This is a genomic window from Castellaniella defragrans, assembly GCF_014203015.1.
GTDB classification, from domain to species: Bacteria; Pseudomonadota; Gammaproteobacteria; order Burkholderiales; family Burkholderiaceae_B; genus Castellaniella; species Castellaniella defragrans.
Map to the genome: position 1 here is coordinate 86,154 of NZ_JACHIB010000005.1, position 25,314 is coordinate 111,467.

Consider the following 25,314-nt stretch of genomic DNA (forward strand, 5'->3'; position numbering starts at 1 on the left):
CGGGCCGGTGGGGGCGGCCCCGCGATCACGATACTACAGCTCTTTGCGCTACATGTGGCCGGGTAGCCAGGTGGCCAGCGCGGGGAAATACCACAGGATCACCAGCAGCAGGGCCATCAGGCCGAAGTAGGGCGCGCAGACCTTCGCCAGGTAGGTGATTTCCTTGCCGGTCATGCTCTGCAGCACGAACAGGTTGAAGCCCACCGGCGGTGTGATCTGGGCGGTTTCCACGGTGATGACCAGGAAGATGCCGAACCAGATCGGATCGATGCCGGCCGCCTGGATGATGGGCAGCACCACGCCCATGGTCAGGACGATGGTGGAAATGCCGTCCAGGAAGCAGCCCAGCACGATGTAGAACAGGGCGAGCGCGACGATCAGCATGCCGGGCGACAGGTGCAGGCCGCCGACGAATTCCGCCAGCTGGCGGGGCAGGCCGATGTAGCCCATGGACAGGGTCATGAAGGCCGCGCCCGCCAGGATCAGGGCGATCATGCAGTACAGGCGCGTGGCCCCCAGCAGGGAATCGCGGAACGATTTCCAGGTCAGGGTCTTCTGCCAGGCCGACAGCAGGAAGGCGCCGATGACGCCGATGGCCGCCGACTCGGTGGCCGTGGCCACGCCGCTGTAGATGCTGGCGACCACGCCCAGGATCAGCAGGACCACCGGGATCAGCTGGCGCGATTCGCGCAGCTTGCCCATCAGCGGCAGGTGTCCTTCGGCCGAGTCCGGCACGCGCTCGGGGTGCAGCAGCGCCCAGCCGGCGATCCAGCCGCTGAACAGCAGGGCGAGCAGCAGTCCGGGGACGACGCCGGCGATGAAGAGCTTGGCGATCGAGGTTTCCGCAGCCACGCCGTAGACGATCAGGATGATGGACGGCGGAATCAGCAGGCCCAGCGTGGCGGGGCCGCCCAGCGAGCCGATGATCTGCGCGTCGGGGTAGCCGCGCCGGCGCAGTTCGGGCAGGTTCATGCGGCCCACCGTGACGCAGGTGGCGGCCGAGGAGCCGCACACCGAGGCGAAGATCGTGCAGCCCAGCACGTTGGTGTGCAGCAGGCGCCCGGGCAGGCGGTTGACCCAGGGCGCCAGGCCGCGGAACAGGTTCTCGGACAGGTTGGTGCGGTAGAGGATCTCGCCCATCCAGATGAACAGCGGCAGCGCGGTCAGTGTCCAGCTGCTGGAGCTGCCCCAGATGGTCATGGCCATGGCGTCGCCCGCGGCGCGGCTGGAAAAGAATTCCATGCCGAACCAGGCGACGCCGGCCAGGGTGAGGCCGACCCACACGCCGCCGCCCAGCAGCGCGAAGAGGACGACGATCAGGGCGATGCTGGCCGAGATCTCATTCATGGTGGGGTTCCTCCGAGGCGGGGGGCGCGCGCCTGCCCAGCAGCTCCAGGCAGAACTCGTCCAGGAAGGCGATGAAGAAGACCAGGGTGCCCACGGCCATGGGGATCTGGGGGATCCACATCGGCGTGGCGTCGATGCCGGTGGAGATGTCCTGGAAGGACCAGGACTGCCAGACCAGGCGCGCGGAATACAGGGCCAGGAAGCCCGACAGCGCCACGGCGACGAGCAGCGCCGCGAGTTCGAGCCCGCGGCGCGCCTTGCCGTGCAGCATGCCCAGGATCAGGGTGACGCGGATGTGCTCGCCGTGCTTCAGCGTGCTGGCCAGGGCGAGGAAGCCGGCGCCGGCCATGGCGTAGCCGGCGTAGGCGTCGGCCCCGCCGACCGGGAAGCCCAGCAGGCGGCCCAGGATCATCAGGGTCACCATCAGCAGCACGCCGATCATGCCCAGGCCCGCCAGCCAGCCGCTGGCGGTGTAGAGTCCATCGAGAAATCGACGCATGATGCGTTCCTAGCGGTCGGAGGGCCGCGCGCCGTCCGGCGCGCGGCGGCGGCCGGGGGCCGCCCTTGGATCGGTCAGCGGCTGGCGCGGTAGGCGTCCAGGATCTGCTTGCCCTCGTCGCCCGCCTTGGCGGTCCATTCCTGGATGACGGTGTCTCCGACCTTGGCCAGGTCGGCCTTCAACTGGGCGGAGGGCTCGACGATTTCCATGCCGCCGGCCTTCAGCTTGGCGATGGAGTCGGCATCGACCTTGCGCGAGGCTTCCCAGCCGCGCTGCTCGGCGGCCGCGGCGGCCTTCAGCAGCGCGTCGCGCGCGGCGGGGGACAGGGCTTCGACGGCCTTCTTGTTGGCGACCACGGCGTTCTTCGGGATCCAGGCCTGGACGTTGGTGAAGTACTTCATGTTTTCGTAGAGCTTGTTGTCTGCGCCGGTGGCGCTGGAGGTGATCAGCCCTTCGATGACGCCGGTGGCCAGCGCCTGGGACAGCTCGGCTTCCTGGATGGTGACGGGCTGGGCGCCGACCAGTTCGCCGATGCGGGCGGTGGTGGGGCTGTAGACGCGCCATTTCAGGCCCTTCAGGTCGGCGCCGGAATGGATGGGCTTGTTGCTGTAGATGCTTTGCGGGGGCCAGGCCACGGCGTACAGCAGCACCATGCCCTGCTGGTCCAGCTTCTTTTGCAGGGCGGGCTTCTGCGCCTGGTAGAGCTTCCAGGCCTCGTCGTAGTTGCCGGCCAGGAAGGGCAGGCCGTCCACGCCGAAGGGCTGCCATTCGTTCTGGAAGCTGACCATGAAGAATTCGCCCGCCTGGGCCTGGCCGCCCTGCACGGCGCGCTTGATTTCCGGCATCTTGAACAGGGACGCGCCGGCGTGGACGGTGATCTTCAGCTCGCCCTGGGTGGCGGCGTCCACGTCCTTGGCGAACTGGGCGAGGTTCTGCGAATGGAAGTTGAAGGCCGGATAGGCCGAGGCCAGGTCCCACTGCGTGGCGGCACGGGCCTGGACGGTGAGGCCCAGGCCGGCGACCAGGGCGGTGGCGAAGAAAGTGCGACGCTTCATGGGGGGCTCCTGGAGAAGGATCGGGTGGGCATCGCCGCACGGCCGCGCGTGGGCCCCGGCGATGGCTGACGATAAAGATAGACCATCCCTCTCCCCGCGTCGATCAGGGTTATCAACAATAAGAATGATCTTGTAGCGGATGTAGTCTTTGATCGTTGAGTTTATTATTTGTATTGTTCAACGATAATTCAGGGACATCGATCGTTCAAGGAGATGGCCGACGTGGGTTGACGGCATGGAACGCGGCGGGGCGCGGCCGGGGCACCGGCAAGGCGGGGGGGTGTTCAGCCGAGGCTGGACGGTTGAGCCGACGCGGGACGGTTCAGGCGGTGCGGGATGGTTCAGGCGGTGCGGGCGGAATTCAATCGACGCGGGCGGAATAGACCGACAGCACCATGCGCTCGGACTGGATCAGGTAGTTCTCCAGGTCCCGGGCCGCCGTCGCCGTGTCGCCCTGCTCGAACAGTTCCAGCAGGCGGGCATTCAGATCGACGAAGGGCGCATGCAGATATTCGGGATCGTCCAGCAGGCCGAAGGCCAGCCGCAGTTCGGCCGAGATGTCGGCGAACATCGCCGACAGGCGCGCGCTGTCGGCCAGCGCCACGATGCCGGCGTGAAACAGCATGTTGGCCGAGCCCACCTCCAGCCAGTCGCCGGCGTCGCGCATGCGGCGCGCGTGCGCCATGGCCTGTTCCATGCGCTTGTGGGCGGGATGGCGCGGCCAGGCCTGCGCCAGCGCCTGGCATTCGATCAGCCGGCGCACGCGGTAGATGTCGATGATGTCGGCGATCGAGGGCACCACCACCGAGACGCCCCGGTTCGGTTCGTGGCGCAGCAGCCCTTCCTTGGACAGGATGCGGAAGGCCTCGCGCAGGGTGTTGCGCGAGACTTCCAGCTGTTCGCTCAGGCCGGCCTCGGACAGCCGCTGTCCCGCCCGCAGCTGGCCGTGGATGAGCTGCTGGCGGATGGTCTCCGCGACCGTGTCGGTCAGGCTCGGCGCGGCGCCGGGACTGGGATAATGGCGGGGATTCATGGCTGTCCTGGGAATCGGGCGGATGTGGGTGGAATCGTGGAACGGAATGTTTTGGAGGCCTGTTTTTGCCGGATCGTTCAACGATCCGGCCTGTGTCTTGCAATGATAAGGAACGCTCATGGACTTGAACAGCGATCTCGGTGAAAGCTACGGCGCCTGGCGCATGGGCGACGACGCCGCCATGCTGGACATCGTCACCAGCGCCAACGTGGCTTGCGGCTTTCATGCCGGCGACCCGGCCGGCATCCTGGACACCCTGCGCGCGGCCGCGGCGCGCGGCGTGGCGATCGGCGCGCACGTGGCCTATCCCGATCTGGCCGGCTTCGGCCGGCGCAACATGGACCCGACCAGCCGCGAGCTGGCGGCCGACGTCATCTACCAGATCGGCGCCCTGCAGGGCCTGGCCGCCGCCGCCGGCACCCGCGTGAGCTACGTCAAGCCGCATGGCGCCCTGTACAACACCATCGCGCACGACGCGCGCCAGGCGGAGGACGTCATCGCCGCCCTGCTGGCGCTGGACCCGGACCTGATCCTGATGGGCCTGGCCGGCTCGCCGCTGCTGGCGCGGGCGCGGGCGCGCGGCCTGCGGGTGGTGGCCGAGGCCTTCGCCGACCGGGCCTACACGCCCGAGGGGGCGCTGGTGTCGCGCCGCGAGCCGGGCGCCGTGCTGCACGATCCCGCCCAGGTCGCCGACCGCATGCTGGACCTGGTGCGCACCGGCGAGATCACCGCCATCGACGGCAGCCGCGTGCGCCTGCAGGCCGACTCCATCTGCGTGCACGGCGACAGCCCGGGGGCCGTGGCCCTGGCGCGCGCGGTGCGCCAGCGGCTGGAAGCGGCCGGCGTCGCCCTGGCGCCGTTCGCGGGCGCGCGGGTCGAAGACGGGCAGGCCAAAGGCGCGCAGGCCAAAGGCGCGCGGACCCCGGACACGCGAGCCACATGAGCGCGCCGGGCGGCTTTTCGGCCCGCGCCCCGGCGCGCGGCGCGAAGCGGGGGGCCCGGTGACGGCGCTGCGCTGCCTGCCGGCCGGCGACGGCGCGGTGCTGGCGGAACTCGGCTCGCTCGCCGAGACCCTGGCGCTGTTCCAGGCGCTGGGCGCACGGCCCGCCGGCGTGGAGGATGTGATCCCCGCGGCCCGCACCCTGCTGGTGCCGTTCGACCCGGCCGTCCTGTCCGCGCGCGCGGTGGCCGCCTGGCTGCGGCGCGCCGCCTCCGCCGTGGCGGCGGGCTCCGCGGGCGGCCTGGTGACAGCGGGTGGCGTGTCCGGTTCGCCAGGTGCGGGCCTGGCGAAGGGCCCGTCCGGCTTGCCGCATGCCGGTCCGGCAGCGGGCGGCGACCCGTCCGGCCCATCGGCTGGGGGCCTGGCGGCGGGCGCCGGGCGCCGGGTGGAGATTCCCGTGCGTTATGCGGGCGAGGACCTGGAAGAGGTCGCCGGTCTGCTCGGCCTGACGCGCGCCGAGCTGATCGAGCGCCACACCGGCACCGACTACCTGGCGGCCTTCGCCGGCTTCGCGCCGGGCTTCGTCTATCTGGCGGGCGGCGATCCCTGTTTCCACGGCGTGCCCCGGCGCGCCGCGCCGCGCGTGCGCGTGCCGGCGGGGTCGGTGGCCGTGGCCGGGGATTTCAGCGCCGTCTATCCGTCCGACAGCCCCGGCGGCTGGCAACTGCTGGGCGCGACGCCCTGGCGCATGTGGGACATGGACCGGGCCGAGCCGGCCCTGGTGCAGCCGGGGTTCCGGGTGCGTTTCCGCGACCTGGACGCGCCGGGGGCCGTGTGGAGCCTGCCGGCTTCGTCGGGTTCGGCGGGTGCGGCGGCCTTGGCGGCCTTGGCGGGTTCGGCGGCCGCGGCGGCCGCGGCGGCGCCGGCGCCGTCGCGCGAGGCGGCCGATGCGCCCGGGCCCTCGACGCTCCCCGGCCTGTCCAAGTCCTCCGGTCTCGTCGATTCCTCCGATCCTTCCGCCGCCTCTGCCCCCGTATCGGCCCTCGCAGCCGCATCTGCGGCCGCGGCCGAGCCGGCGGCGGCCTGCGAGGTGCTGGACGCGGGCCTGCAGACCCTGGTCCAGGACGAGGGCCGGCCCGGCCTGACGCGCCTGGGCGTCTCCCGCTCCGGCGCGCTCGATCGCGGGGCCATGCGCCGGGCCAACCGGCTGGTGGACAATCCGCCCGGTCTGCCGGTGCTGGAACACGCGCTGGGCGGGCTGCGGCTGGTCTGCCGCGGGCGGGCCGTGGTGGCGGTGACCGGCGCCACAGCCCCCGTGGTGGCGACCTCGGCCTCGGGCATGCGCCTGCCCGCCGCGGCCGGCCACCCCATCGAACTGCGCGAGGGCGACGAGCTGCGGATCGGCCGCGTCCGCGCCGGCGTGCGCTGCTATGTGGCCGTGCGCGGCGGCTGGGCGGTGCGGCCCGTCCTCGGCAGCTGCGCCACCGACATCCTGGCCGGCCTGGGGCCCGCGCCCCTGAGGCGGGGCGACCGGATCCCGATCGGCCGCCTTGTCCCGAACCGTGGCGGCGCCCTCGACGCTCCCGGTGGCGATGCCGGCGACGCCGCCGACGCCCCCGAGGCCTCCGGTGCCGCCGCCGCTCCCCATGCTCCCCATGCCCCCGATGCCCCCGAGGCCCCCGAGGCCCCCGAGGCCGCCCCCCCGCGCGCCGGGGAGCGGGTGTTCCTCGACGTGATCCCCGGCCCGCGCGACGACTGGTTCGAGGCCGGCGCCCTGCACCGGCTGCTGTCGCAGGACTGGATCGTGACGCCGCAGTCCAACCGGGTGGGCATGCGGCTGGCGGGCGCCGAGCCCCTGGTCCGCAGCCGCGCGGGCGAGCTGCCCAGCGAGGGGACGGTCGCCGGCGCCCTGCAGGTGCCGCCCAGCGGGCAGCCCGTCCTGTTCCTGGCCGATCATCCGCTGACCGGCGGCTATCCGGTCATCGCCGTGGTGCCGGTCGGGCAGCTGGACCGGCTGGCGCAGGTGCCGGTCGGCGCGGTGCTGCGCTTCCGGCGCGCGCCGCGCCCGCTGTAGGCCGTCCGGCCGCTGGCCGCCGGGCGCGGATCCCGGGCTGCGGAGCATGGGCCCGGGCTGCGGACCGGGGAAGGAGGTTCCGGGCTGCCGGATTCCAGTCGGCCGGTCTCCGCCGTCCGGCCGCGTTCCGCCCGGATGCTTGGGTATTAGTCCGGATTGTTCAGTGCTGAATCCATTCATTATCATGGAATCGGGGGCGTGAACAGGAAGGGCGATGGTCATCAGGCAGGTTTCTCGTCGGCGATTCCTCCAGACCGGGCTGTGCGGGCTGGCGGCGGGGGCCGGCCTGGGCCTGCCGCTGGTGCGGGAATCCTCCCCCGCCTGGGCGCTGACCCGCATCCGTCCGCCCGGCGCCCTCGACGCCCGCGATTTCGACGCGGCCTGCATCCGCTGCGGGCTCTGTGTCGAGGCCTGCCCGTACGATACCCTGCGCCTGCTGGAATCCGACGGCTCGGCGCAGGGCGGCACGCCCTATTTCGTCGCGCGCGAAGTGCCCTGCGAGATGTGCGCCGACATCCCCTGCCTGCGGGCCTGTCCCACCGGGGCGCTCGACCCGGGGCTGGAGCGCATCGAGGACGCCGCCATGGGCGTGGCCGTGCTCAGCCATCCCGAATTCTGCAACAGCTATGTCGGCAATTCCTTCTGCGACAGCTGCGTGCGCGCCTGTCCGCTGCAGGGCCTGGCCATTTCGCTGGCGGTGGGCCCCACGCCCATGGGGGGCCTGTTCACGCCCACGGTCGATCCCGACGTCTGTACCGGCTGCGGCAAGTGCGAGCACGATTGCATCGCTCCTTCCGCCGCCATCCGCGTCGCGCCCCGCCATGCTTGAAAAGAAGAAATTCCTGCTGTTGCGGCGCGTCTGCCAGGGGCTGATCCTGGCCGCTTTCGCGCTCGGTTCCTGGCTGGGCGTGCCGCTCGCCAGCGGCACCCTGGCCAGCAGCGTCTGGTTCGGGACCGTGCCGCTGTCCGATCCCTTCGTGCTGCTGCAAAGCCTGGCGGCCGGCCATCCGCTCGCCGGCGGCGCCCTCTGGGGCGGCTTCGCCGTGCTGGCGTTCTACGCCCTGGTGGGCGGCCGCGCCTTCTGCGGCTGGGTCTGCCCCGTCAATCTGGTGACCGACGCTGCCCAGGGACTGCGCCGCGCCCTGGGCTGGCGCAAGGCCCGCATGCTGCGGATCGACAAGCGGCTGCGCTACGCGGTGCTGGCGCTCGCCCTGCTGGGCAGCGCCGCGGGCGGCGTGGTGCTCTGGGAGGCGGTCAATCCCATCAACCTGATCATGCGCGCGCTGGTCTTCGGTCTGTGGCTGGGCGGGCTCACGGCGGCGCTCGGCATCTTCCTGTTCGATTTCCTCGCGCTGTCCAACGGCTGGTGCGGGCACGTCTGTCCGGTCGGGGTCTTCTACGGCGCCGTGGGCCGCCATGCCGTGGTGCGGGTGGCGGCCGTGCGGCGCGATGCCTGCAACGATTGCGGCGACTGCTTCGCCTATTGCCCCGAGCCGCAGGTGATCAGCCCGGCGCTGCGGGCGATCGACGGCCATGGCGTGGGGATCGACGCGATCGACTGCCTGCGCTGCGGCCGCTGCATCGACGTCTGCGAGCAGCGGGTGTTCGAGTTCTCGGTCGCCGGACGGGCCGCGGCGCGGTTTCCTGCGGATTCCGGATAGCCGCCGCGGCCGGCGGATAATGCCAGGGCCTTGTTCAGGGTTTTTCTTGATGGAGCTCAAGAATCCGGGGCCGCTATAAGTTTCACATGCCGGGGACCGAACATGCCACCCTCATCCATCCGCGACGGTCAGCGATCCACCTCCATCGAGCGCCTGCTGCAGGACCCCGAGCGCCTGCTGTTCGCCTCCGCCGACGTGGACGAAACCCGCCTGCGGGTGAGCGGCGTGATGAAGTCCCACCGCCTGGGCCTGCTCCGCGCCGGCGAGACCCTCGACGCGCGCATGCATCATGCGGGTTTCGGCGAGGTCTCGCTCAGCCGCCTGCGCTATGGCGCCACGGTGTCCATCGATCCGGATCCGCTGGAGGACTTCTACCTGGTGCAGATGCCGGTCGCGGGCTGCGCGCATATCCAGAGCAACGGCCGGAACATCGATTCCGACGCCGCCCTGGCTTCCGTGCTGAATCCCGACGAGGCGGTCCGCATGCGCTGGCTGGCCGGAAACGACCAGCTGATGCTGCGGCTGTCGCAGTCGCTGGTCGAGCGCACGCTGGTGGGCCTGCTGGGCCACCCGCTCGCGGAGCCCCTGCGTTTCGAGCCGGGCTTTCGCTGGCGCGAGAGCGCCGCCTGGCGCTGCCTGCTGGCCTACCTGGCCGACTGCGCGGTGCAGTGCCCCGACCTCGGGCGGCACCCGCTGGTGCTGTCCAACCTCGAACAGCTGGCGGCGTCGGTGCTGCTGTCCTCGCAGCGGCACAATTATTCCGCCACGGCGCCGGCGCGCCGCAGCACCGTGCTGCCGCGCCACGTGCGGCGGGTGCAGGACTACCTGCAGGCCCACGTCCACGAGCCGGTGAGCGTCGAGCGGCTGGCGCAGGTGGCGGGGATCAGCGTGCGCAGCCTGTATGCCGGTTTCCGCGACTTCCTCGGCGTCAGTCCCATGGGCTATCTGCACGCGCTGCGGCTCGAACGCGTGCGCGCCGAGCTGCTCGGCGGCGATGCGGGCAACGTGACCGGCGTGGCGCTGCGCTGGGGCTTTTCCCACATGGGGCGCTTCAGCAGCGAGTACAAGCGGCGCTACGGCGAGACCCCCAGCCAGACCCTGCGCCGCCGCGGCTGAGGCGCGCTGGCGCCGGCGGCATCGGAGGCGGCGGGTTTGGGGGCGGTGGGTTCGGCAGGGCCGGGCGCGGCGGCCCGCCCGGCCCCAAGGCGCGCCGGCTCAGCGGGGCTGGATCATCCCGGCCACCAGGTATCCGGAGCCGGCCCCCAGGCCCGGTCCCGGATGGGTGCTGGCGCCGATGTGGTACACGTTCGCCACCGGTGTGCGGTGGCCCCGCGCGCCCTGGCCGCCGGCGAAGGGCCGCAGCCAGAAGAACTGGTCGGGCGCGCAGCTGCCCGAATAGGGGTCGCCGCCCACCAGATTGCAGTTCAGCGCCTCCAGGTCGGCGGGCGAATAGGCCCGGCGGCCGACGATGCGGGCGCGCAGGTCCGGCATGACCTGTTCCAGCCGCGCCTGGACCCGGTCGGCGTAGGCCTCGCGGACCGCCTCGTTCCAGCGGCCGTCGGCCGGGATGGCGATGCGGCCGGCGGCGTCGCCCTTCAGGCGGGTGGGCAGCTCCTGCATCTGGATCCAGAGGATCCAGCCGCCCGGCGGCGCGCGGCTGGCGTCCACCGCCACCGGCTGGCCGATGCCCAGCGTGGGCCGGGCCGGCAGCCAGCCGTTGCTGGCCTCCGTGACCGACAGGCAGACCTGCTCCAGGCTTTCGGTGAGGTGCACCAGGGGCACCCGCAGCAGTTCCGGATCGCGCCAGGCCGGCGGCGCGTCCAGGGCGAAATGGACCTGCATGTCGCCCCGGCCGTAGCGGTAGGCCTCGGCGCGCTCGCGCACGAGCCCGGGCATGTGCGGCAGGAGCCTGCCGTAGAGCTGCTGCGGCGTCACGCTGCACACGACCGCCCGGCCGGCGGCGAAGCGCCGGCCGTCGGCCAGCCGCACGCCCGTGGCGCGCCGGCGCCGCCCCTGCCCGGCGAGTTCGACCTCCTCGACCTGCGCATCGGTCAGGACCTGGCCGCCGCGGGCTTCGATGAGGCCGACGAGCGCTTCCACCAGCCGCGATCCGCCGCCCTTCACCACGGGCATGCCGGAGCCGACCACGGCCGCCAGCGTGAGCTTGCCGATCAGGGCCGACGTGGCGTCGTCGGGACCCAGGCCCGAGTGCAGCGTCCAGGGCGCCATCAGGGCGCGCGTCTCGTCCGCCGCGAGGCTGCGCTCGGACCAGTGGCGGAAGCTCTCCAGCGCGCCGGCGGCGTAGGCCGCCAGGCCGTCCACGCCCCGCTTGCGCCATTCGGAAAACAGCAGCCGCAGCACGCCGCGCCCGTAGAGGTTCTGGCCCAGCAGGCCGAACGTCAGCGCGGCATCCTCGCCGAACAGGCGGGCGGCGGCCGCCGCCAGCGCCTGGCCGTCGCCCGGGGCCAGGGCGTCGAGGCGCCGCGCGGCGTCGGCCAGGTCCTGGCGCAGGGCGATGGAACGACCGTCCGGGTGCACCCATCCGGTGGCGTAGTCGCAGGAGACGAATTCCAGGCCGAGGGCCTCCAGCGCCGGCCGCAGTTCGGCATGGCCCGGGCTGCCGACGAACAGCGGATACCAGGACGACATGATTTCGTGCCGGTAGCCGGGAAACAGCTCTTCGGTGCGGATGCAGCCGCCCGGGCGGCCGTTGCGCTCGAGCACCAGGACCCGCAGGCCGCGCGTCGCCAGCAGGGCGGCCGACACCAGCGAGTTGATGCCGCTGCCGACGAAAATGGCCTGCGGATCGGCGGTGTATTTCATGGGCTCACTCCACCAGGGCCAGGACGCGCAGGGGGCTGCCCGAGCCGCCTTCGATCTTCAGCGGCGCCGCCAGGATGAGGGCGCCCCGGGGCGGCAGCTGGTCGAGGTTCTTCAGGCACTGCAGGCCGTAGCGGTTGGCGCCGTGCATGAGCGTGTGGCAGGGGTAGGGCACGGGCCAGGCGTACGACTGGCCCGCGTCGGTGTTGATGGTCTCGACGCCGAAGCCGTGCACCTGGCGCTCGTGGATCATCCATTCGACCGCCGCCTGGGTCGGGCCGGGGGTATGGGCGCCGTCTTCGCGCATGCCGAGGAAGACGTCCGGCCGGTCGGCGCGCAATGACCAGTCGGTGCGGAACAGCACCCAGGCGCCTTGCGGGATGCGGCCGTGGCGCCGCTCCCACGCTTCCAGGAATTCCACCGTGAGCAGCCAGTCGTCGTCGCGGGCCACTTCGGCGCTGGCGTCGACGACCACCGCGGGGGCGATGAAGCGCTCGACCGGGATGGTGTCCACGCCGTTGCCGGGATGGTCGCGCCCGGTGATCCAGTGGGCCGGGGCGTCGAAATGCGTGCCGGTGTGTTCGCCGCAGGAGAAGTTGTTCCAGTACCAGGCCGGCCCGGCCTCGTCGTAGCACGAGATGCGCTCGATCTTGAAGGGCTGGACCTGGCCGAACTGCGGCGGCAGCTGCAGCGCGGGAAACGAGGGACTCAGGGTCTGGGTCAGGTCGATGACGCGGATGCCGCCGTCGGCCAGGCGGGCGGCGAGTCGGGGCAGCAGGGTCTGGGTGTCGGTCGTCATGGGAAGGCGCCTCCTTCGGGAGAGAGAGATTCAGGCCGGGGCCAGGGCGGCGTAGCGGCCCGCATGGAAAACCAGCGGCGTGCCGCCGCACTGCCGGGTGCCGACGATGCGGCCGATGAGCAGCAGATGGTCGCCCGCGTCGCAGCAGCGGTCGTGCGCGCACACCAGCGCCGTCAGCGCGCCGTCGATGAGGGGCACGCCCTCGGGCGTGTCGTGGGTCGCCACCCCCTCGAACTTGTCGCGGACGGAGGGATCGGCGAAGCGCCGCGCGAGCGCCTGCTGGTCCCGGGCCAGCACGTGGATGGCGAAGTGCCGGCTGTCGCGGAAGATGCCGAGGCTGGGGGAGTGGTTGCCCAGGCTCCAGAGTACCAGCGGCGGGTCGAGCGACAGCGAGGCGAAGGAATTGATGGTGAGTCCCACGCGCCGCCCGCCGGAGGCGCGGGTCGTGACGATGGCGACTCCCGTGGGGTAGCTGCCCAGCAGGGTCCGCAGGGCGCGCGGGTCGAGGTCGCCCGGGGCCTGCGGGGGCGGCGGGCAGGCGCTCCCGTCGAAGCGGGGCGCGGCGGCGGTCGGATACGGCATGAGGACTCCTGGTGAAAGAGGCCCCGAGCGCCCTCGGGGCCGGACGGGATCAGAGCGGCATGATGAGCTTGAGCCAGAACTTGTCGCCGCCGAAGCGGTTCTTGACCAAGGTCTCGTGCTGCCACTGGGCGATGAACTGCATGCCGTTCTTGGCGGCGTAGTTCACGCTGGGGCCGAAGGCGAGCACCCGGCCCTTGCGTCCGTCGGACCACGGCCCCAGGGCCGAGGACACGGTCTCGCCGTCGAGCGTGTCGTCGGTGGTCTGCTGCACGTAGTAGCCCGAGACGCCCACGCCCCAGGGCCCGAAGTGCTTGCCCAGCAGGAAGTCCATGTGGAACTCGTCGCCCGAGCGGTAGTCCATCTTGGGCCCGCCCTGGAACGGGCTGAACGAGGTGTTGGTGCTCTTGAAGTTGTACATGAACTTGGCCGAGGCCTCCCAGCCCTGCTCATTGAGGTACGTGACCGCGAACAGCGGCTCGAAGCTCCAGTAGTTCGCGCCGATGCTGCGCCGCGGCTCGCCCGAGTGGTATTCGCCCAGCGGCACGTAGACGTCGAGCGCCGCGGCCCAGTGCCAGTTGCCGCGGTGCCAGGACAGGATGAAGGGGCTGACGGTGACGTCGCCCAGGCTGGCCTCGGTGTCCGAGCCCCCGCCCATGCGGATGCGCTGGTGCACCAGGGGCGCGATGACGTGCCAGCCCCAGTTGCCGCCCAGGATCTGGTGGGGGGTGACGTGGACGTAGCGCAGGGCGTCGAACCAGGCGTCCACGCTGGCGCCTGGGACCTTGTCGCCGTTGCCGTCGCGCAGCTTGCCGGAGTAGTAGCCGGCGTAGTTGATGAAGTAGCCGCCCGGCGGGGGCACGGCGCCCGCCATCCAGTTCTCGGCGCCGTTGGGGTACTGGTCGCCGCCTTCCTTGGCCTGGGCCAGGCCGCACAGGCCCAGCGCCAGCGCCAGCGCCAGCGCGGCGGCGAGCTGCTTGGTGTTCATGGGATGTCTCCTTTCGTTGTCCGTTTTTCCGCTCCGCTTCCCGGCGGGGGCGGCGTGTTCAGCTCGCCAGCGGCACGGCCTGGTGCTCCCGGATCAGGCGCTCGGTGGCCTCCATGTCGGTCCAGGCGGGGAAGTAGGCGGGCGGATGGTTGAAGCCATTGGCCAGGAAGCTGGCCAGCGCGGGCGATTCGTTGGCCGCGCCCAGCAGCCTGAGGGCCTGCGGCGGCGGCGGAGTGAGCAGCGAGTTGGTCCAGGCCACCACCCAGCGGGCGTAATCCCAGAATTTCTCGAAGGTCTGCTCCATCCATTCCCGGGTGTAGGGCCGGTCGCCGTGCGCCAGGATGGCGTCCAGGTAGATCCGGGCCGCCTTGGTGGCGTTGTTCGAGCCCTGGCCGGTGATGGGGTCGTTGACGCAGACGGCGTCGCCCATGCCGAACACCATGCGGCCCGACGGCAGGGTGAGCACTGGCTTGCGGATCGTGGGCGCGAAGGACCCCGCCAGGATGCCCTTGTCGTCGGTGAGTTCCGCCCGGCCCGCGCGCGCGCCTTCCCAGGGCAGGAAGGTGTCGAGGAAGCGCTTCGAGGCGGCCAGGTGCTCCTGCGGCGTGCGCACGTCGCGCCAGATGTCCAGCGGGCCGCCGGGCACGCCCTCGAACACCATGATGTCGCAGGGGCCGCTCAGGGTGTAGGCGGGGAAGACGAAGTATTCGCCGACGCCGGGGATCAGGTTGAACGAGACGCGCGAGTAGTCGGGCGTGGGCTCCAGGCCGTGGACCTGGGTCAGGGCCAGGGCGCGCTGGGGCTTGTCGAAGGGGGAGCGCGCGGCGTCGCGCTCGAACAGGCGCACGACCTCGCCCTTGCCGGCCGACAGGATGACCAGGTCGTGCTCCTGCGCCAGGGTTTCGAGCTCGGGCACGCCGACGTTCTGGATCAGGACCCGGGCGCCCCGGGCCTCGATCTTCTCCAGCCAGGCGGGCATCTTTACCCGCTGGTCGACGGATTGGGCGGGCCGGTGCAGGCGCGCGCTCCAGTCGATGGCCTTGCGGCCCGGCTGTTCGGGATGGGGCACCGCGTAGCCGATGCCTTCGACCGGCGGACACACGTCGTCCCAGTCGTTGATGCCCAGGTCCCGCTCGATCTGCAGGGCGGGGTCGAAGATGCATTGGCTCGACAGGATCGTGCCCTTGCGGATGTCGTCGGGCGAGCGGTTGGTGACGAGGGTGATGTCGTAGCCTGCGGCCAGCAGGCCGAAAGCCAGCGGCAGGCCGGACTGGCCCGCCCCCACGATTGCGATGCGCGGCATGGTGGTGCTCCTTGGGTGAAAAGTCATTGCGCCAGGCGCGGAATGGCCGGGCTGGCCTGCTCGGGCCCCATGGCCGAGTAGCCGCCGTCCACGGCGTAATCGGCGCCGGTCACGAAGGAGGCGTGGTCCGACAGCAGGAAGGCGACGACGTCGCCCACCTCCCGCGGATTGCCCACGCGCCCCAGCAGGTGGAAGTCCCGCGCCACGCGGTCGGTCTTGGCGCGGTCGCCGCCGGTGAGCTCGTCCATCACGCGCGACCAGGTCCAGCCGGGGGACACGGAATTGACGCGGATGCCGTCGGCGGCGAAGTCCATGGCCATGTTGCGCGTCGCCTGCACCAGCGCCGCCTTGGAGACGGGATAGAGCCAGCGCCCGGTCTGCGCCACCTTGGAGGAAATGCTGGTGAAATTGACGATGGCCCCGCCCTGGGCCCGCACGAGGTGCGGGCGGACGGCGCGCGCGGCCATCACGGCGCTCACCAGATTGACGTCCAGCGCCTTGAGCCAGTCGGCCCGGCCCGACTGCGGGCCGTCGTCGAGGTAGGTGGCCGCCAGGTTGACCAGGCCGTCCAGGCGCCCGAAGTGCGCCGCGGCGGCCGCGATGGCCTCTTCCAGCTGCCGGTCGTCGGTGATGTCCGCCGTCCAGAAGCGGATGCCCTGGGGATCGGCGTCCTCCAGCCGCCTGCCGCCCGCCGCGTCGATGTCCAGCACGGCCACCCGGGCGCCGTAGCCGCGCAATGCCTGCACCACGCCCGCGCCGATCAACGTGGCGCCGCCGGTGACGATCACCGCCTTGCCTGCCAGTCCTTTCATGCTGCCTCCTTGGATTCCATGTCCTGATCCTGATCCGGGGGGGAACTTCGGGGCGAAGATCCGTTCCCGCGGATTTGCTTTAGTTATGAATTGAATAGTGATGAATAATTCATGCCGCGCATATCTCGATCCTGCGGCGGCTATCCGGGAATTGCGGCTTGTTGAGGGAGGGGGCGGATTAAAGATCGTGGCCGTGCCGCCGTAGAGCCGGAGACGGGGCCGCCGGCGCCGCTGCGCCTGCCGGGACCCGCGGCCGGGATCACGCCATGAAACTCCTCGATTCGCTCGCTTCCGCCTTGCCGCCGGCGACCGGCCCCGCGTCCGCCGGCGGCGGTAGGGCGGCCGCCGGAAATGCCGCCGGGAGTGCCGCCGCGGATGCGTCGGCCTCGGCCTGGGCGTCGATTTCCGAGCTGGGGCGGGCGCTGTCCCGGGCCGCCTCCGCGGCGTCCCCGGGCACCTCGGGTGCCTCGGGTGCCTCGGGCCGCTACCAGGACATCGACGACAGCGACCTGCCCGACGCGGTCAAGCACCTGCTGCGGATGATCCGCGACCTGCGGGAAAGGCTGGCCGAATTGATGCGCGAACTGCAGGCGGTCCAGGCCGACCAGGGCATGGATCCCGAGGTCCGGCGCGCCCGCCTGCTGCGCATCCAGGCGCAGATGAGCGCGCTGAACGGCGCGCTGATGATGGCCACCCGCAAGCTCGCCGGGCTGATGCGCGAGATGGCCCTGGACCAGGCGCAGCAGATGGCCGCCGCCCAGTTGGCGCTGAAGTAGCGCGCCACCCCCGCCCTCAGGCGGGTGGCGCGGCCAGCACGGTGCACACCGCGTCGGTCAGCCGCCGCAATTCCTCCGGCGGCATCACGAAGGCGGGCGTCAGGTAGACGACGCTGCCCAGGGGCCGGATCCATGCGCCCGCATCGAGAAAGGCCCGGCACAGGGCGGCGCGGTCGGGCGCGCGGTCCAGCTCGACCGCGCCGATGGCGCCCTGGACGCGGACGTCGCGCACGTGGGGCAGGGCCTTGCAGGGCGCCAGGCCGTCGCGCAGCGCCCGCTCGATGCCGCGCACCTGCGCCAGCCGGGGCTCCGTCTCGAACAGGTCCAGCGAGGCCAGCGCGGCGGCGCAGGCGAGCGCGTTGCCCATGTAGGTCGGCCCGTGCATCAGCGCGTGCGCGGGGTCGTCGGACCAGAAGCCCTCGAAGACGCGCCGGCTGGCCACGGTTGCGGCCAGCGGCAGGGTGCCGCCCGTGAGCGCCTTGGACAGCGTGACGATGTCCGGCCGCACGCTCGCCTGCTCGAAGGCGAACATCGTCCCGGTGCGCCCGAAGCCGGTGAAGATCTCGTCGAAGATCAGCAGGATGCCGTGGCGGTCGGCCATCTCGCGCAGCCGCGCGAGCACGGCGGGTGCGTGCATCCGCATCCCGCCCGCGCCCTGCACCAGCGGCTCGACCAGGAGGGCCGCCACGTGATCGGCATGGCCGCGCAGCCAGGCGTCGAGGGCCTCGGCGCGCGCGTCGTCGGTGGGAAGTTCATGCAGGTCCTGCCGCGGCACGGCGCCGTCGAAAGCGGCGTGCATGCCCACCCCGGGATCGCAGACCGCCATGGTGCCGAAGGTGTCGCCATGGTAGCCGCCGCGGAACGCGACGATGCGCCGCCGCTGCGGTTCGCCCTGGTTGAACCAGTACTGCATGGCCATCTTCAGCGCCACTTCGACCGAGACGGAGCCCGATTCCGTGAAGAAGACGCGCTCCAGGCCCGGCCCGAGCAGGCCGCACAGGCGCCGGGCCAGCGTCAGCGCGGGTTCGTGCGCGAGCCCGCCGAACATGACGTGGGGCAGGCTGTCGAGCTGAGCCCGGACGGCCTGGGCGATGTGGGGATGGTTGTAGCCGTGGCAGGCGGTCCACCACGAGGCGATGCCGTCGATCAGGATGCGGCCGTCGGCCAGTTCGATATGGGTGCCTTGCGTGCGGACCACCGGCATCGGCGCGGCGGCGGTCTTCATCTGGGTGTAGGGCAGCCAGATGTGGCGATGGCCGTCGGCCAGCCAGGCGGGAAGGGCGGTTTTCATGATTTGTTTCAATTGGAGGGGCGCCGGAGACGGCGGCGGGTTGGTGGGCGGATGCGGCCTGTTCGGCGCGAATGGGCGGGAAAATCGTTCAACTCCGTCTTGTCGTCATCTCCTGTCTAAATGTGACGAAAACAGGTTTATTTCATTCATCTTGCTATTATCGCTTCCCAATGGATTTTTCACCCGGAGGGAGGGCGGCATGGCGGTGGACCTGTTCGACCCGGTTTTCGAGCATCATCTGCGCGAGGCGCAGCGGCGGGGCCTGCGCCGCAGCGTGCGCGTGTTCGAGCCTGCGGCGCCGGGGCGCAGCAGGCTCGGCGGCCGCGAGCTCCTGAATTTCTGCAGCAACGATTACCTCGGGCTGTCCCTGCATCCGGCGCTCGTCGCCCGGGCGTGCGGCCACGCCCGGCGCCACGGGGCGGGCGCGACCGCCTCGCGGCTGGTCTGCGGCACCGGGCCGGCCTGCGCCGCGACCGAGGACAGGATCGCGCGCGCCAAGGGCACGCAGGCCGCGCTGCTGTTTTCCTCGGGATGGCAGGCGAATGCGGCGATCCTGCCGGCGCTGGTACGGGGGCTGGGCGCCGATGCGCAGGTCTACGTCGACCGGCTGGCCCACGCCAGCCTGCACCAGGGCTGCCGGGCGGCGGGCATCCGGCAGATCCGCTTCCGCCACAACGACCTGGATCACCTCGATGCCCTGCTGCGCGCGCGGGCCGGGCGGCCGGGACGGCGCGTGATCGTGACCGAAAGCGTGTTCAGCATGGAGGGCGACCGTTGCGACGTGGCGGCGCTGGCCGGCCTGGCGGAGCGGCACGGGGCGTTCCTCTACCTGGACGAGGCCCACGCCACGGGCGTGCTGGGGCCGGACGGCATGGGCCTGTCGGGCCTGGCCGGGGGGCGGGTCGATCTCGCCATGGGGACGTTCAGCAAGGCGATGGGGAGCTTCGGCGCCTACGCCGCCGGCTCCCGGGCGCTGTGCGACTACCTGGCCAACGCCTGTTCCGGCTTCGTCTACACGACCGCCCTGCCGCCGGCCGTGCTGGGCGCCATCGAGGCCGCGCTGGACCTCGTGCCCGGGATGCGCGCCGAGCGCGAGGCGCTGGCCGGCAAGGCCGACGCGCTGCGCGGCGCGTTGCGGTCCATGGGGCTGGACACGGGCGCGTCGAGCACGCAGATCGTGCCCGTCCTGGTCGGCGACGAGCGCCGGGCGCTGGCCTTGAGCGAGGCGCTGGAGACGCGCGGCGTGCTGGTGACCGCCATCCGCCCGCCCACCGTGCCGCGCGGCACCAGCCGCCTGCGCATCGCGCTCAGCGCGGCGCACACGCGCGCGGACATCGGCCGCTTGACCGATGCGCTGTCGGGCGCGCTGGAGGCTGTCGCATGAATGCCGCGGACCGTCCCGGGCGCGCACCGCCCACGCTCGTGTTCGCGCATGGCTGGGGGTTCGACGCCGGCTTCTGGGACGCGCTGCGGATCCGGCTGCGGGCCTGGCCGCAGCGGGTCCTGGAGCGGGGCTACTTTTCCGGCCCGGTGGCGGACGACGCGCTGCCGGAAGGCCCGCTGGTGGTGATCGGCCACTCGTTCGGCTGCATGCGCCTGCTGGCGCGGCTGGCGCCGTCGCGCCGCCGGCCGTGCGCCTGGATCGGCATCAACGCCTTCGCCCGCTTCAGTGCGGGCGACGACTTCCGCCATGGCGCGGCGCCGCGCCTGCTGCAGCGCATGGCGGACCGGCTGGAGGCCGCGCCGGCGGCCGTGGTGGACGAGTTCCGGCGGCGCTGCGGCGCGGCCCCAGCGGGCGCGGCGCCGCATCCGCGGGTGCTGGCCGGCGACCTGCGGGCCCTGCGGGAACTCGACCTGCGTGCCCATGTGCGCGGCCTCGCCGCGCCGCTGCTGGTGCTGGCGGGCACGGCGGACCCCGTGGTGCCGGCGCCGATGGCCGCGGACGCCTTTCCCGGCCGCGCCATCGGCTGGATGCCGGGCGGGGGGCATCTGCTGCCCTTGCAGGCCCCCGACTGGTGCGCCGCGCGCATCGCCGGCTTCCTGGCGCATCATGGGCTGGCATCGGCATCGGCATCGGCATCGGCATCGGCATCGGCACCGGCACCGGCACCGGCATCGGCATCGGCAGCGCGGGAGGGGACCTGGGCTGGCCGTCCGGCGGGCGGGGAGGGCGGTGAAGCGCCGTGCGTCCGCCCCGGCGGCGTGGCGGCGCGCTTCGGCGCGGCGGCGGCCCATTACGACCGCCATGCCGGCGTGCAGCGCGAGGTCGCGGCCCGGCTGGCGGCGCGGATCGCCCGGCTCGACCTGCCGGCGCGGCCCCGCATCCTCGAGATCGGTTGCGGCACGGGGCTGCTCACCGGCATGGTGGACGCGCATTTCCCCGAGGCGGACTGGACGATCACGGACCTGTCCCCCGCCATGCTGGCGCAGGCCCGCAGCCGCCTGCGCCCGGGGCGGGCGAGCCGCTATCAGGTCATGGACGGGGAACATCCGGCGCTGGCGGACGGACCCGGGCGCTTCGACCTGATCTGTTCCAGCATGGCCCTGCAGTGGTTCGGCGACCCCGCGCGCGGGCTGGCGCGGTTGGCGGCCCTGCTGGCGCCGGCCGGGCACCTGGCCGTCGCCCTGCCGACGCGCGGGACGTTCGCCGAGTGGCGCCGGGCGCACGAGGTCCTGGGGCTGCGCCCGGCCATGATGCGCTTTCCCGCCGCCGGGGCGCTGCGCCCCCGCCGCCCGGACGTCGCGGCGCGGATCGACGTGGAGCGCATCGTCGACGAGTGCGGCAGCGCCCGGGCGTTCCTGCGCGGCCTGAAGGGCATCGGCGCGACCGCGCCCCGGCCCGACGGCCGGCCGCTGCCCGTGCCGCTGCTGCGCCGCGTGTGCGCCGAGTTCGACCGCGCCGGCGCACGCTGCTCCTACCGGATCGCGTTCAGCCTGTGGCGCAGGGACGAGGCCGGTGCGCACGGGGAGGCCTCGCCGTGAGGCCGCGTGCAGCCGGATCCGGCGCCGGGCCGTGCCCGGGCGCGTTCGTGACGGGCACGGACACCGACGTGGGCAAGACGCTGGTGGCGGCGATCCTGGTCAAGGCCTGGAGCGGCGACTACTGGAAGCCGTACCAGACCGGCGTCGCGGCCACCCGCGGCGACACCGAGACCGTGGCGGCCCTGCTCGGTCCGGGCGGCGGCCACGTGCTGCACGCCCCCGCCTGCGTGCTGGCGGCGCCGCTGGCCCCGTGGGCGGCGGCGCGGGCGGAGGGCGTGACACTCGACGTATCCGGCCTGCGTCCTCCCCGGACGGCCGTCCCGCTGGTCGTGGAAGGCGCGGGCGGGCTGTACGTGCCGGTGGACGCCCATTGCATGATGATCGATCTGGCCGCCCGCCTGGGCCTGCCCGTGGTGCTGGTGGCGCGCAGCACGCTGGGCACGATCAACCACACGCTGCTGAGCCTGCGGGCCTTGCGCGCGCGCGGCCTGCCCGTGCTGGGCGTGGTGATGAACGGCCCGCCCTCGCCCGGCAACCGCGAGGCGCTGGAACGTTTCGGGCGGGTGCGCATCATCGCGGAGATTCCGCCGCTGGCCCGGGTCGATGCGGCCGCGGTCGCCCGCGTGGCCGCGGGCATCCCCGCGCTGGACACCCTGATGCGGGACGTGCGGCGGTCCCGGCGGCGGCGTGCGGGGTTCCCGCCGGCCTAGGATGCCGCGACGGCGCGCGCGGCGCCGTTGCGGCGCCATTCGACGAGGCCGATCGTGATGCCGCTGGCGCAGACGACGGCGATGCCCAGCCAGGACACCGGATCGGGGAACTGTTCCCAGATGAGCCAGCCCAGCGCGGCGGCGCTGACGATCTGGAAGTAGATGAAGGGCGCCAGCAGCGAGGCGGGCGCCTGCCGGTACGCCTGGATCTGCAGGAAATGCCCCAGGCAGCCCCAGAATCCCGTGCTCAGCAGCACCAGCCACTGCGCCGGGGAGAGCCGCGCGGACAGCGCCGCGAGATCCTGCCAGTAGAGGGGCAGGGCCAGCGCCATGACGGCGCTGCCCACGGCGCCGCTCCAGATCAGCGTCGTGTAGGAATCGTCCACCGCCACCCGGCGCGACGCGATGTACTGCGACGCCAGCGCGCAGGCCGTCAGCAGGCCGAAGAGCGTGCCGGCCGGGTCCAGCCCCGCGCCCGGCCGCACCACCACCAGCACCCCCAGGAGGCCCACGCCCGCCGCCACCCAGCGCGACAGGAAGGGCGGCTCCTTGAGCGCCCAGGGCGCGATCGCCAGCACGATCAGGGGCGCGAGGAAATTGATCGCGGTCGCCTGGCCCAGTGGCAGGTAATGCAGGGTGGTGAAGAACAGCAGGGTGGCGGCCAGCATGGACAGGCCGCGCGCCACTTGCGCGCGCGGGCGGCTGCAGCGCAGGGCCCGCCATCCGCGGGCCGGGACGACCACCATCATGGCCAGCGCCATGTGCACCCCGTAGCGCACCAGGCACACCACGAACAGCGCGACGCCGGCGTCGGGGCCCATCAGGTACTTGCCGCTGGCGTCCAGCCCCGACAGCGCCCACATGGACACGACCAGAAGCAGGACGCCCGCCAGGGTGCGGCGGGCGGGGGTTCCAGTGGGGGTGGGGGGCAAGGGTCGTCTCCGGCGGGGCGTTCAGCCTCGCTACTATAGGCCATTCCCCGGCAATCCCGGGCATTCCCGGGTCGCCCGGACCGAAGTCCCCTGGAACGAAACTTGCTGCCCGGCTGCGCCCCTCGGTCGGCGAGGAGGGAGGCCCCCATGGACGCAGTCCTGCTTGCGCGCATCCAGTTCGGATTCACGATTTCGTTCCACATCATCTTTCCGGCGATCACGATCGGACTGGCCAGCTACCTGGCGGTGCTGGAGGCCTTGTGGCTGGCCACGGGCAGGCCGGTCTACATGACGCTGTACCGCTTCTGGCTGCGGCCCTTCGCCGTCGCGTTCGCGATGGGCGTGGTGTCGGGCATCGTCCTGGCCTACCAGTTCGGCACCCACTGGAGCGGATTCTCGCGCTTCGCGGGCGCCATCACCGGCCCCTTGCTCACCTACGAGGTCCTGACCGCCTTCTTCCTGGAGGCGGGCTTCCTGGGCGTGATGCTGTTCGGGCTCAAGCGGGTCGGCCCGGGGCTGCATTTCGTGTCGACCTGCGTGGTCGCGCTCGGCACGCTGATCTCGGCCACGTGGATCCTCGCCTCCAACAGCTGGATGCAGACGCCGCAGGGCCACGAGATCGTGCGGGGCGTGGCGGTTCCGGTCGACTGGCTGCGGGTGATCTTCAATCCGTCCTTTCCGTTTCGCCTGAGCCACATGGTGGTCGCCGCGTTCGTCGCCACGGCGCTCATCGTGGGCGGCACCGGCGCGTGGCACCTGCTCCGGGGCCGCAGCAACGCGCCGGTGCGGACGATGCTGTCGATGGCGATGTGGATGCTGCTCGGCGCGGCGCCGGCGCAGGCCGTGATCGGCGATTTCCACGGCCTCAACACGCTCGCGTACCAGCCCGCGAAGCTGGCGGCGATGGAGGGACACTGGGAAAAGGCGTTGCCGGGCGAAGGCGTGCCGCTGATCCTGTTCGGCTGGCCCGACATGGGCGCCGAGGAGACGCGCTACGCCGTCGAGGTGCCCCGGCTCGGCAGCCTGATCCTGACGCACAGCTGGGACGGGCAGGTCCCCGCGCTGAAGGATTTCCCCGCGGCCGACCGGCCCGATTCGACGGTCGTGTTCTGGACGTTCCGCGCCATGGTCGGCCTGGGCCTGTTGATGATCGCGCTGGCCTTCTGGGGCGCGTGGCTGCGCCGGGGCGGGCGCCTGTACCTGAACCGGCGCTTTCTGCGGTTCGCCGTGGCCATGTCGCCCGCGGGCCTCGCGGCCATCCTGGCCGGCTGGAACACCACCGAGATCGGCCGCCAGCCCTGGGTCGTGTACGGGCTGCTGCGCACCAGCGAGGCCGCGTCGCCGCATCCGGCCGGGCAGGTCGCGTTCACCCTGGCCCTGTTCGTGCTGGTGTACGTCGCGGTGTTCGGCGCCGGCACGACGTACGGCATGCACCTGCTCGCGCAGGACCCGCTGGATTCGGCGCCCGAACCCGACGGCGGCGCGGGCCAGGCCAGCCAGCCGATGCGGCCGCTCTCGGCCGCGCAGGAGCGAGACGACCATGGGCATTGATCTTCCCCTCATCTGGGCCATCATCATCCTCTTCGCGGTGATGATGTATATCGTGATGGACGGCTTCGACCTGGGCATCGGCCTGCTGTTTCCCTTCGTCCGGGACCGCGGCGACCGCGACGTCATGGTCAATACCGTGGCGCCGGTGTGGGACGGCAACGAAACCTGGCTCGTCCTGGGCGGCGCCGGCCTGCTGGCCGCCTTTCCGCTGGCCTATTCCATCGTGCTGCAAGCCCTGAGCGTGCCCATCGTGCTGATGCTCGTGGGCCTCGTGTTCCGCGGCGTGGCCTTCGAGTTCCGCTTCAAGGCGCCGCCGGCGGCCCGGGGGCGCTGGGATCTCGCCTTCTGGGGCGGATCGGTCGTCGCGGCCTTTTTCCAGGGCATCGTCCTGGGCTCCTTCGTGGACGGTTTCGCCGCGCCCGGCACGCGCTCCGGCGCCGGCCTGCCGTGGCTCGCGCCGTTTCCGGTGTTCACGGGACTGGGGCTGATCGTCGGCTACGGCCTGCTCGGCGTGACGTGGCTGACGATGAAGACCGAGGGCGGGCTGCGGGCGCGCTGCGTGCGGATCGCCGGGCCGCTGGCCTGGGCCTTCCTCGGCGTCATCGTCATCGTCAGCGTGTGGACGCCGCTGGCCCATCCCCGGATCGCGGAGCGCTGGTTCTCCTATCCCAACCTGCTCTGGTTCGCGCCCGTGCCGCTGCTGGTGGGCGTGGCGCTGTGGCAGCTGCGGGCCGCGCTCCGGCGCGATTCCGGCGCCGCGCCGTTCCTGTGGACCCTGCTGCTGGTGTTCCTGGGCTACAGCGGCCTGGGCATCAGCCTGTGGCCCTACGTGGTGCCGCCCATCCTGACCATCCGGGAGGCGGCCGGGCCGCCGCAGAGCCTGGGCTTCACCCTGGTGGGCGCGCTGCTCGTCATCCCCATGATCCTGACGTACACCGGCTGGTCGTACTGGGTGTTCCGCGGCAAGGTGCGCGCCGGGGAGGGCTACCATTGAAATCGGACGCGCGGAAATCGAACGCGCCGGGCCCCTGGCTGCGCCGGCTGGCGTGGCTGCTGGCGCTGTGGGCCGGCGGCCTCGCCGCGTTCGCCGCGGCGGCCTGGCTGCTGCGCACGCTGGTGCGCGGGATCATGCCGCCATAATGGACAAGGGCTTACGACGTTT

The 25,314-nt window shown here is 72.1% G+C and carries 24 protein-coding genes; 12 read left to right on the forward strand and 12 right to left on the reverse strand.

The annotated features are described in order from the left end of the window. Positions 1-48: 48 nt before the first annotated feature. From HNR28_RS05345 to HNR28_RS05360, 4 genes are all read right to left on the reverse strand, one after another. On the reverse strand, positions 49-1,347 hold the full coding sequence (locus tag HNR28_RS05345; RefSeq protein ID WP_151024392.1) for a TRAP transporter large permease: 1,299 nt from the start codon (positions 1,345-1,347) through the stop codon (positions 49-51). Further along, positions 1,340-1,846 (reverse strand): TRAP transporter small permease, encoded by a 507-nt coding sequence (locus HNR28_RS05350; RefSeq protein ID WP_043683729.1) that lies wholly within the window; start codon positions 1,844-1,846, stop codon positions 1,340-1,342. Before HNR28_RS05350 ends, HNR28_RS05345 begins: the two co-directional genes overlap by 8 nt. A 74-nt stretch (positions 1,847-1,920) precedes the next feature. Beyond that, positions 1,921-2,901 (reverse strand): TRAP transporter substrate-binding protein, encoded by a 981-nt coding sequence (locus HNR28_RS05355; RefSeq protein ID WP_043683726.1) that lies wholly within the window; start codon positions 2,899-2,901, stop codon positions 1,921-1,923. Between the two features lie 361 nt (positions 2,902-3,262). Continuing rightward, the gene (locus tag HNR28_RS05360; protein ID WP_151024393.1) at positions 3,263-3,934 is read right to left on the reverse strand and encodes a GntR family transcriptional regulator; all 672 of its coding nucleotides are present in this window, start codon (positions 3,932-3,934) and stop codon (positions 3,263-3,265) included. Positions 3,935-4,052: 118 nt separating this feature from the next. Between HNR28_RS05360 and HNR28_RS05365 the strand changes: the two genes are divergently transcribed. The 5 genes from HNR28_RS05365 (at position 4,053) to HNR28_RS05385 (ending at position 9,725) form a co-directional block, all read left to right on the forward strand. Continuing rightward, positions 4,053-4,877 carry a LamB/YcsF family protein gene (locus tag HNR28_RS05365; protein ID WP_151024394.1) on the forward strand — a complete coding sequence of 275 codons (825 nt, stop codon included), beginning with the start codon at positions 4,053-4,055 and terminating at the stop codon, positions 4,875-4,877. A gap of 58 nt (positions 4,878-4,935) precedes the next feature. Continuing rightward, on the forward strand, positions 4,936-6,948 hold the full coding sequence (locus HNR28_RS05370; RefSeq protein WP_184142564.1) for a 5-oxoprolinase subunit B/C family protein: 2,013 nt from the start codon (positions 4,936-4,938) through the stop codon (positions 6,946-6,948). Between the two features lie 214 nt (positions 6,949-7,162). After that, complete coding sequence (locus tag HNR28_RS05375) at positions 7,163-7,777, forward strand: MauM/NapG family ferredoxin-type protein (protein WP_151025058.1); 615 nt, start codon at positions 7,163-7,165, stop codon at positions 7,775-7,777. Beyond that, entirely contained in the window at positions 7,770-8,609 is an 840-nt protein-coding gene (gene napH / locus HNR28_RS05380; protein ID WP_151025057.1) for a quinol dehydrogenase ferredoxin subunit NapH, read from the forward strand. Before HNR28_RS05375 ends, napH begins: the two co-directional genes overlap by 8 nt. Positions 8,610-8,711: 102 nt before the next feature. Then, positions 8,712-9,725 (forward strand): AraC family transcriptional regulator, encoded by a 1,014-nt coding sequence (locus tag HNR28_RS05385; protein WP_043683718.1) that lies wholly within the window; start codon positions 8,712-8,714, stop codon positions 9,723-9,725. 99 nt (positions 9,726-9,824) lie between these two features. On the opposite strand, the gene HNR28_RS05390 is transcribed toward HNR28_RS05385, so the two are convergent. The 6 genes from HNR28_RS05390 to HNR28_RS05415 are packed head-to-tail and all read right to left on the reverse strand — an operon-like array spanning position 9,825 to position 15,910. Continuing rightward, a complete protein-coding gene (locus HNR28_RS05390; protein ID WP_043683715.1) occupies positions 9,825-11,432 on the reverse strand; it encodes a phytoene desaturase family protein in 1,608 nt (535 codons plus the stop codon). Positions 11,433-11,436: 4 nt separating this feature from the next. After that, on the reverse strand, positions 11,437-12,228 hold the full coding sequence (locus HNR28_RS05395) for a cyclase family protein (protein WP_043683712.1): 792 nt from the start codon (positions 12,226-12,228) through the stop codon (positions 11,437-11,439). Positions 12,229-12,258: 30 nt separating this feature from the next. After that, positions 12,259-12,810, reverse strand: a complete 552-nt coding sequence (locus HNR28_RS05400; RefSeq protein ID WP_151025056.1) for a flavin reductase family protein — start codon at positions 12,808-12,810, stop codon at positions 12,259-12,261. A 49-nt stretch (positions 12,811-12,859) separates the two neighbouring features. Further along, complete coding sequence (locus HNR28_RS05405; protein WP_151025055.1) at positions 12,860-13,795, reverse strand: SphA family protein; 936 nt, start codon at positions 13,793-13,795, stop codon at positions 12,860-12,862. A gap of 58 nt (positions 13,796-13,853) precedes the next feature. Beyond that, the gene (locus HNR28_RS05410; protein ID WP_151025054.1) at positions 13,854-15,098 is read right to left on the reverse strand and encodes a styrene monooxygenase/indole monooxygenase family protein; all 1,245 of its coding nucleotides are present in this window, start codon (positions 15,096-15,098) and stop codon (positions 13,854-13,856) included. A 23-nt stretch (positions 15,099-15,121) separates the two neighbouring features. Then, the gene (locus HNR28_RS05415) at positions 15,122-15,910 is read right to left on the reverse strand and encodes an SDR family oxidoreductase (protein ID WP_151025053.1); all 789 of its coding nucleotides are present in this window, start codon (positions 15,908-15,910) and stop codon (positions 15,122-15,124) included. 266 nt (positions 15,911-16,176) lie between these two features. On the opposite strand from HNR28_RS05415, the gene HNR28_RS05420 reads away from it, so the two are divergent. Beyond that, positions 16,177-16,686 (forward strand): hypothetical protein, encoded by a 510-nt coding sequence (locus HNR28_RS05420; RefSeq protein WP_151025052.1) that lies wholly within the window; start codon positions 16,177-16,179, stop codon positions 16,684-16,686. A gap of 16 nt (positions 16,687-16,702) precedes the next feature. Here the strand turns inward: HNR28_RS05420 and HNR28_RS05425 are convergent, their stop codons facing one another. Then, positions 16,703-17,977, reverse strand: a complete 1,275-nt coding sequence (locus HNR28_RS05425) for an adenosylmethionine--8-amino-7-oxononanoate transaminase (protein WP_151025051.1) — start codon at positions 17,975-17,977, stop codon at positions 16,703-16,705. Between the two features lie 205 nt (positions 17,978-18,182). Here HNR28_RS05425 and HNR28_RS05430 point away from each other — a divergent pair, with 205 nt between their 5' ends. From HNR28_RS05430 to bioD, 3 genes are read left to right on the forward strand one after another with little or no spacing between them, the layout of a single operon-like run. Further along, complete coding sequence (locus tag HNR28_RS05430) at positions 18,183-19,361, forward strand: aminotransferase class I/II-fold pyridoxal phosphate-dependent enzyme (protein ID WP_409360357.1); 1,179 nt, start codon at positions 18,183-18,185, stop codon at positions 19,359-19,361. Further along, positions 19,358-20,959, forward strand: coding sequence for a methyltransferase (locus HNR28_RS18310; RefSeq protein ID WP_244978187.1), 1,602 nt, complete (start codon positions 19,358-19,360; stop codon positions 20,957-20,959). The genes HNR28_RS05430 and HNR28_RS18310 overlap by 4 nt, the downstream gene beginning before the upstream one ends. Before the next feature lie 47 nt (positions 20,960-21,006). Continuing rightward, entirely contained in the window at positions 21,007-21,669 is a 663-nt protein-coding gene (gene bioD / locus HNR28_RS05440) for a dethiobiotin synthase (RefSeq protein ID WP_184142582.1), read from the forward strand. Here the strand turns inward: bioD and HNR28_RS05445 are convergent. Beyond that, positions 21,666-22,601 (reverse strand): DMT family transporter, encoded by a 936-nt coding sequence (locus HNR28_RS05445; RefSeq protein WP_244978188.1) that lies wholly within the window; start codon positions 22,599-22,601, stop codon positions 21,666-21,668. The two genes, bioD and HNR28_RS05445, sit on opposite strands and share 4 nt — an antisense overlap. A gap of 147 nt (positions 22,602-22,748) precedes the next feature. Here HNR28_RS05445 and HNR28_RS05450 point away from each other — a divergent pair, with 147 nt between their 5' ends. Genes HNR28_RS05450 through HNR28_RS05460 form a run of 3 tightly spaced genes read left to right on the forward strand, consistent with a single transcriptional unit; the run spans position 22,749 to position 25,292 of the window. Beyond that, the gene (locus HNR28_RS05450) at positions 22,749-24,152 is read left to right on the forward strand and encodes a cytochrome ubiquinol oxidase subunit I (RefSeq protein ID WP_043683687.1); all 1,404 of its coding nucleotides are present in this window, start codon (positions 22,749-22,751) and stop codon (positions 24,150-24,152) included. Further along, complete coding sequence (locus HNR28_RS05455; RefSeq protein ID WP_043683685.1) at positions 24,142-25,146, forward strand: cytochrome d ubiquinol oxidase subunit II; 1,005 nt, start codon at positions 24,142-24,144, stop codon at positions 25,144-25,146. Before HNR28_RS05450 ends, HNR28_RS05455 begins: the two co-directional genes overlap by 11 nt. Next, positions 25,143-25,292, forward strand: coding sequence for a DUF2474 family protein (locus HNR28_RS05460; protein WP_148304962.1), 150 nt, complete (start codon positions 25,143-25,145; stop codon positions 25,290-25,292). The genes HNR28_RS05455 and HNR28_RS05460 overlap by 4 nt, the downstream gene beginning before the upstream one ends. The last annotated feature ends 22 nt before the right edge of the window (positions 25,293-25,314 follow it).

Excerpts from the sequence above, each read along its gene's own strand:
- HNR28_RS05345 (WP_151024392.1), bottom strand. The coding sequence starts at position 1,347 with ATGAATGAGATCTCGGCCAGCATCGCCCTGATCGTCGTCCTCTTCGCG.
- HNR28_RS05350 (WP_043683729.1), bottom strand. The coding sequence starts at position 1,846 with ATGCGTCGATTTCTCGATGGACTCTACACCGCCAGCGGCTGGCTGGCG.
- HNR28_RS05355 (WP_043683726.1), bottom strand. The coding sequence starts at position 2,901 with ATGAAGCGTCGCACTTTCTTCGCCACCGCCCTGGTCGCCGGCCTGGGC.
- HNR28_RS05360 (WP_151024393.1), bottom strand. The coding sequence starts at position 3,934 with ATGAATCCCCGCCATTATCCCAGTCCCGGCGCCGCGCCGAGCCTGACC.
- HNR28_RS05365 (WP_151024394.1), top strand. The coding sequence starts at position 4,053 with ATGGACTTGAACAGCGATCTCGGTGAAAGCTACGGCGCCTGGCGCATG.
- HNR28_RS05375 (WP_151025058.1), top strand. The coding sequence starts at position 7,163 with ATGGTCATCAGGCAGGTTTCTCGTCGGCGATTCCTCCAGACCGGGCTG.
- napH (WP_151025057.1), top strand. The coding sequence starts at position 7,770 with ATGCTTGAAAAGAAGAAATTCCTGCTGTTGCGGCGCGTCTGCCAGGGG.
- HNR28_RS05385 (WP_043683718.1), top strand. The coding sequence starts at position 8,712 with ATGCCACCCTCATCCATCCGCGACGGTCAGCGATCCACCTCCATCGAG.
- HNR28_RS05390 (WP_043683715.1), bottom strand. The coding sequence starts at position 11,432 with ATGAAATACACCGCCGATCCGCAGGCCATTTTCGTCGGCAGCGGCATC.
- HNR28_RS05395 (WP_043683712.1), bottom strand. The coding sequence starts at position 12,228 with ATGACGACCGACACCCAGACCCTGCTGCCCCGACTCGCCGCCCGCCTG.
- HNR28_RS05400 (WP_151025056.1), bottom strand. The coding sequence starts at position 12,810 with ATGCCGTATCCGACCGCCGCCGCGCCCCGCTTCGACGGGAGCGCCTGC.
- HNR28_RS05405 (WP_151025055.1), bottom strand. The coding sequence starts at position 13,795 with ATGAACACCAAGCAGCTCGCCGCCGCGCTGGCGCTGGCGCTGGCGCTG.
- HNR28_RS05410 (WP_151025054.1), bottom strand. The coding sequence starts at position 15,098 with ATGCCGCGCATCGCAATCGTGGGGGCGGGCCAGTCCGGCCTGCCGCTG.
- HNR28_RS05415 (WP_151025053.1), bottom strand. The coding sequence starts at position 15,910 with ATGAAAGGACTGGCAGGCAAGGCGGTGATCGTCACCGGCGGCGCCACG.
- HNR28_RS05420 (WP_151025052.1), top strand. The coding sequence starts at position 16,177 with ATGAAACTCCTCGATTCGCTCGCTTCCGCCTTGCCGCCGGCGACCGGC.
- HNR28_RS05425 (WP_151025051.1), bottom strand. The coding sequence starts at position 17,977 with ATGAAAACCGCCCTTCCCGCCTGGCTGGCCGACGGCCATCGCCACATC.
- HNR28_RS18310 (WP_244978187.1), top strand. The coding sequence starts at position 19,358 with ATGAATGCCGCGGACCGTCCCGGGCGCGCACCGCCCACGCTCGTGTTC.
- HNR28_RS05450 (WP_043683687.1), top strand. The coding sequence starts at position 22,749 with ATGGACGCAGTCCTGCTTGCGCGCATCCAGTTCGGATTCACGATTTCG.
- HNR28_RS05455 (WP_043683685.1), top strand. The coding sequence starts at position 24,142 with ATGGGCATTGATCTTCCCCTCATCTGGGCCATCATCATCCTCTTCGCG.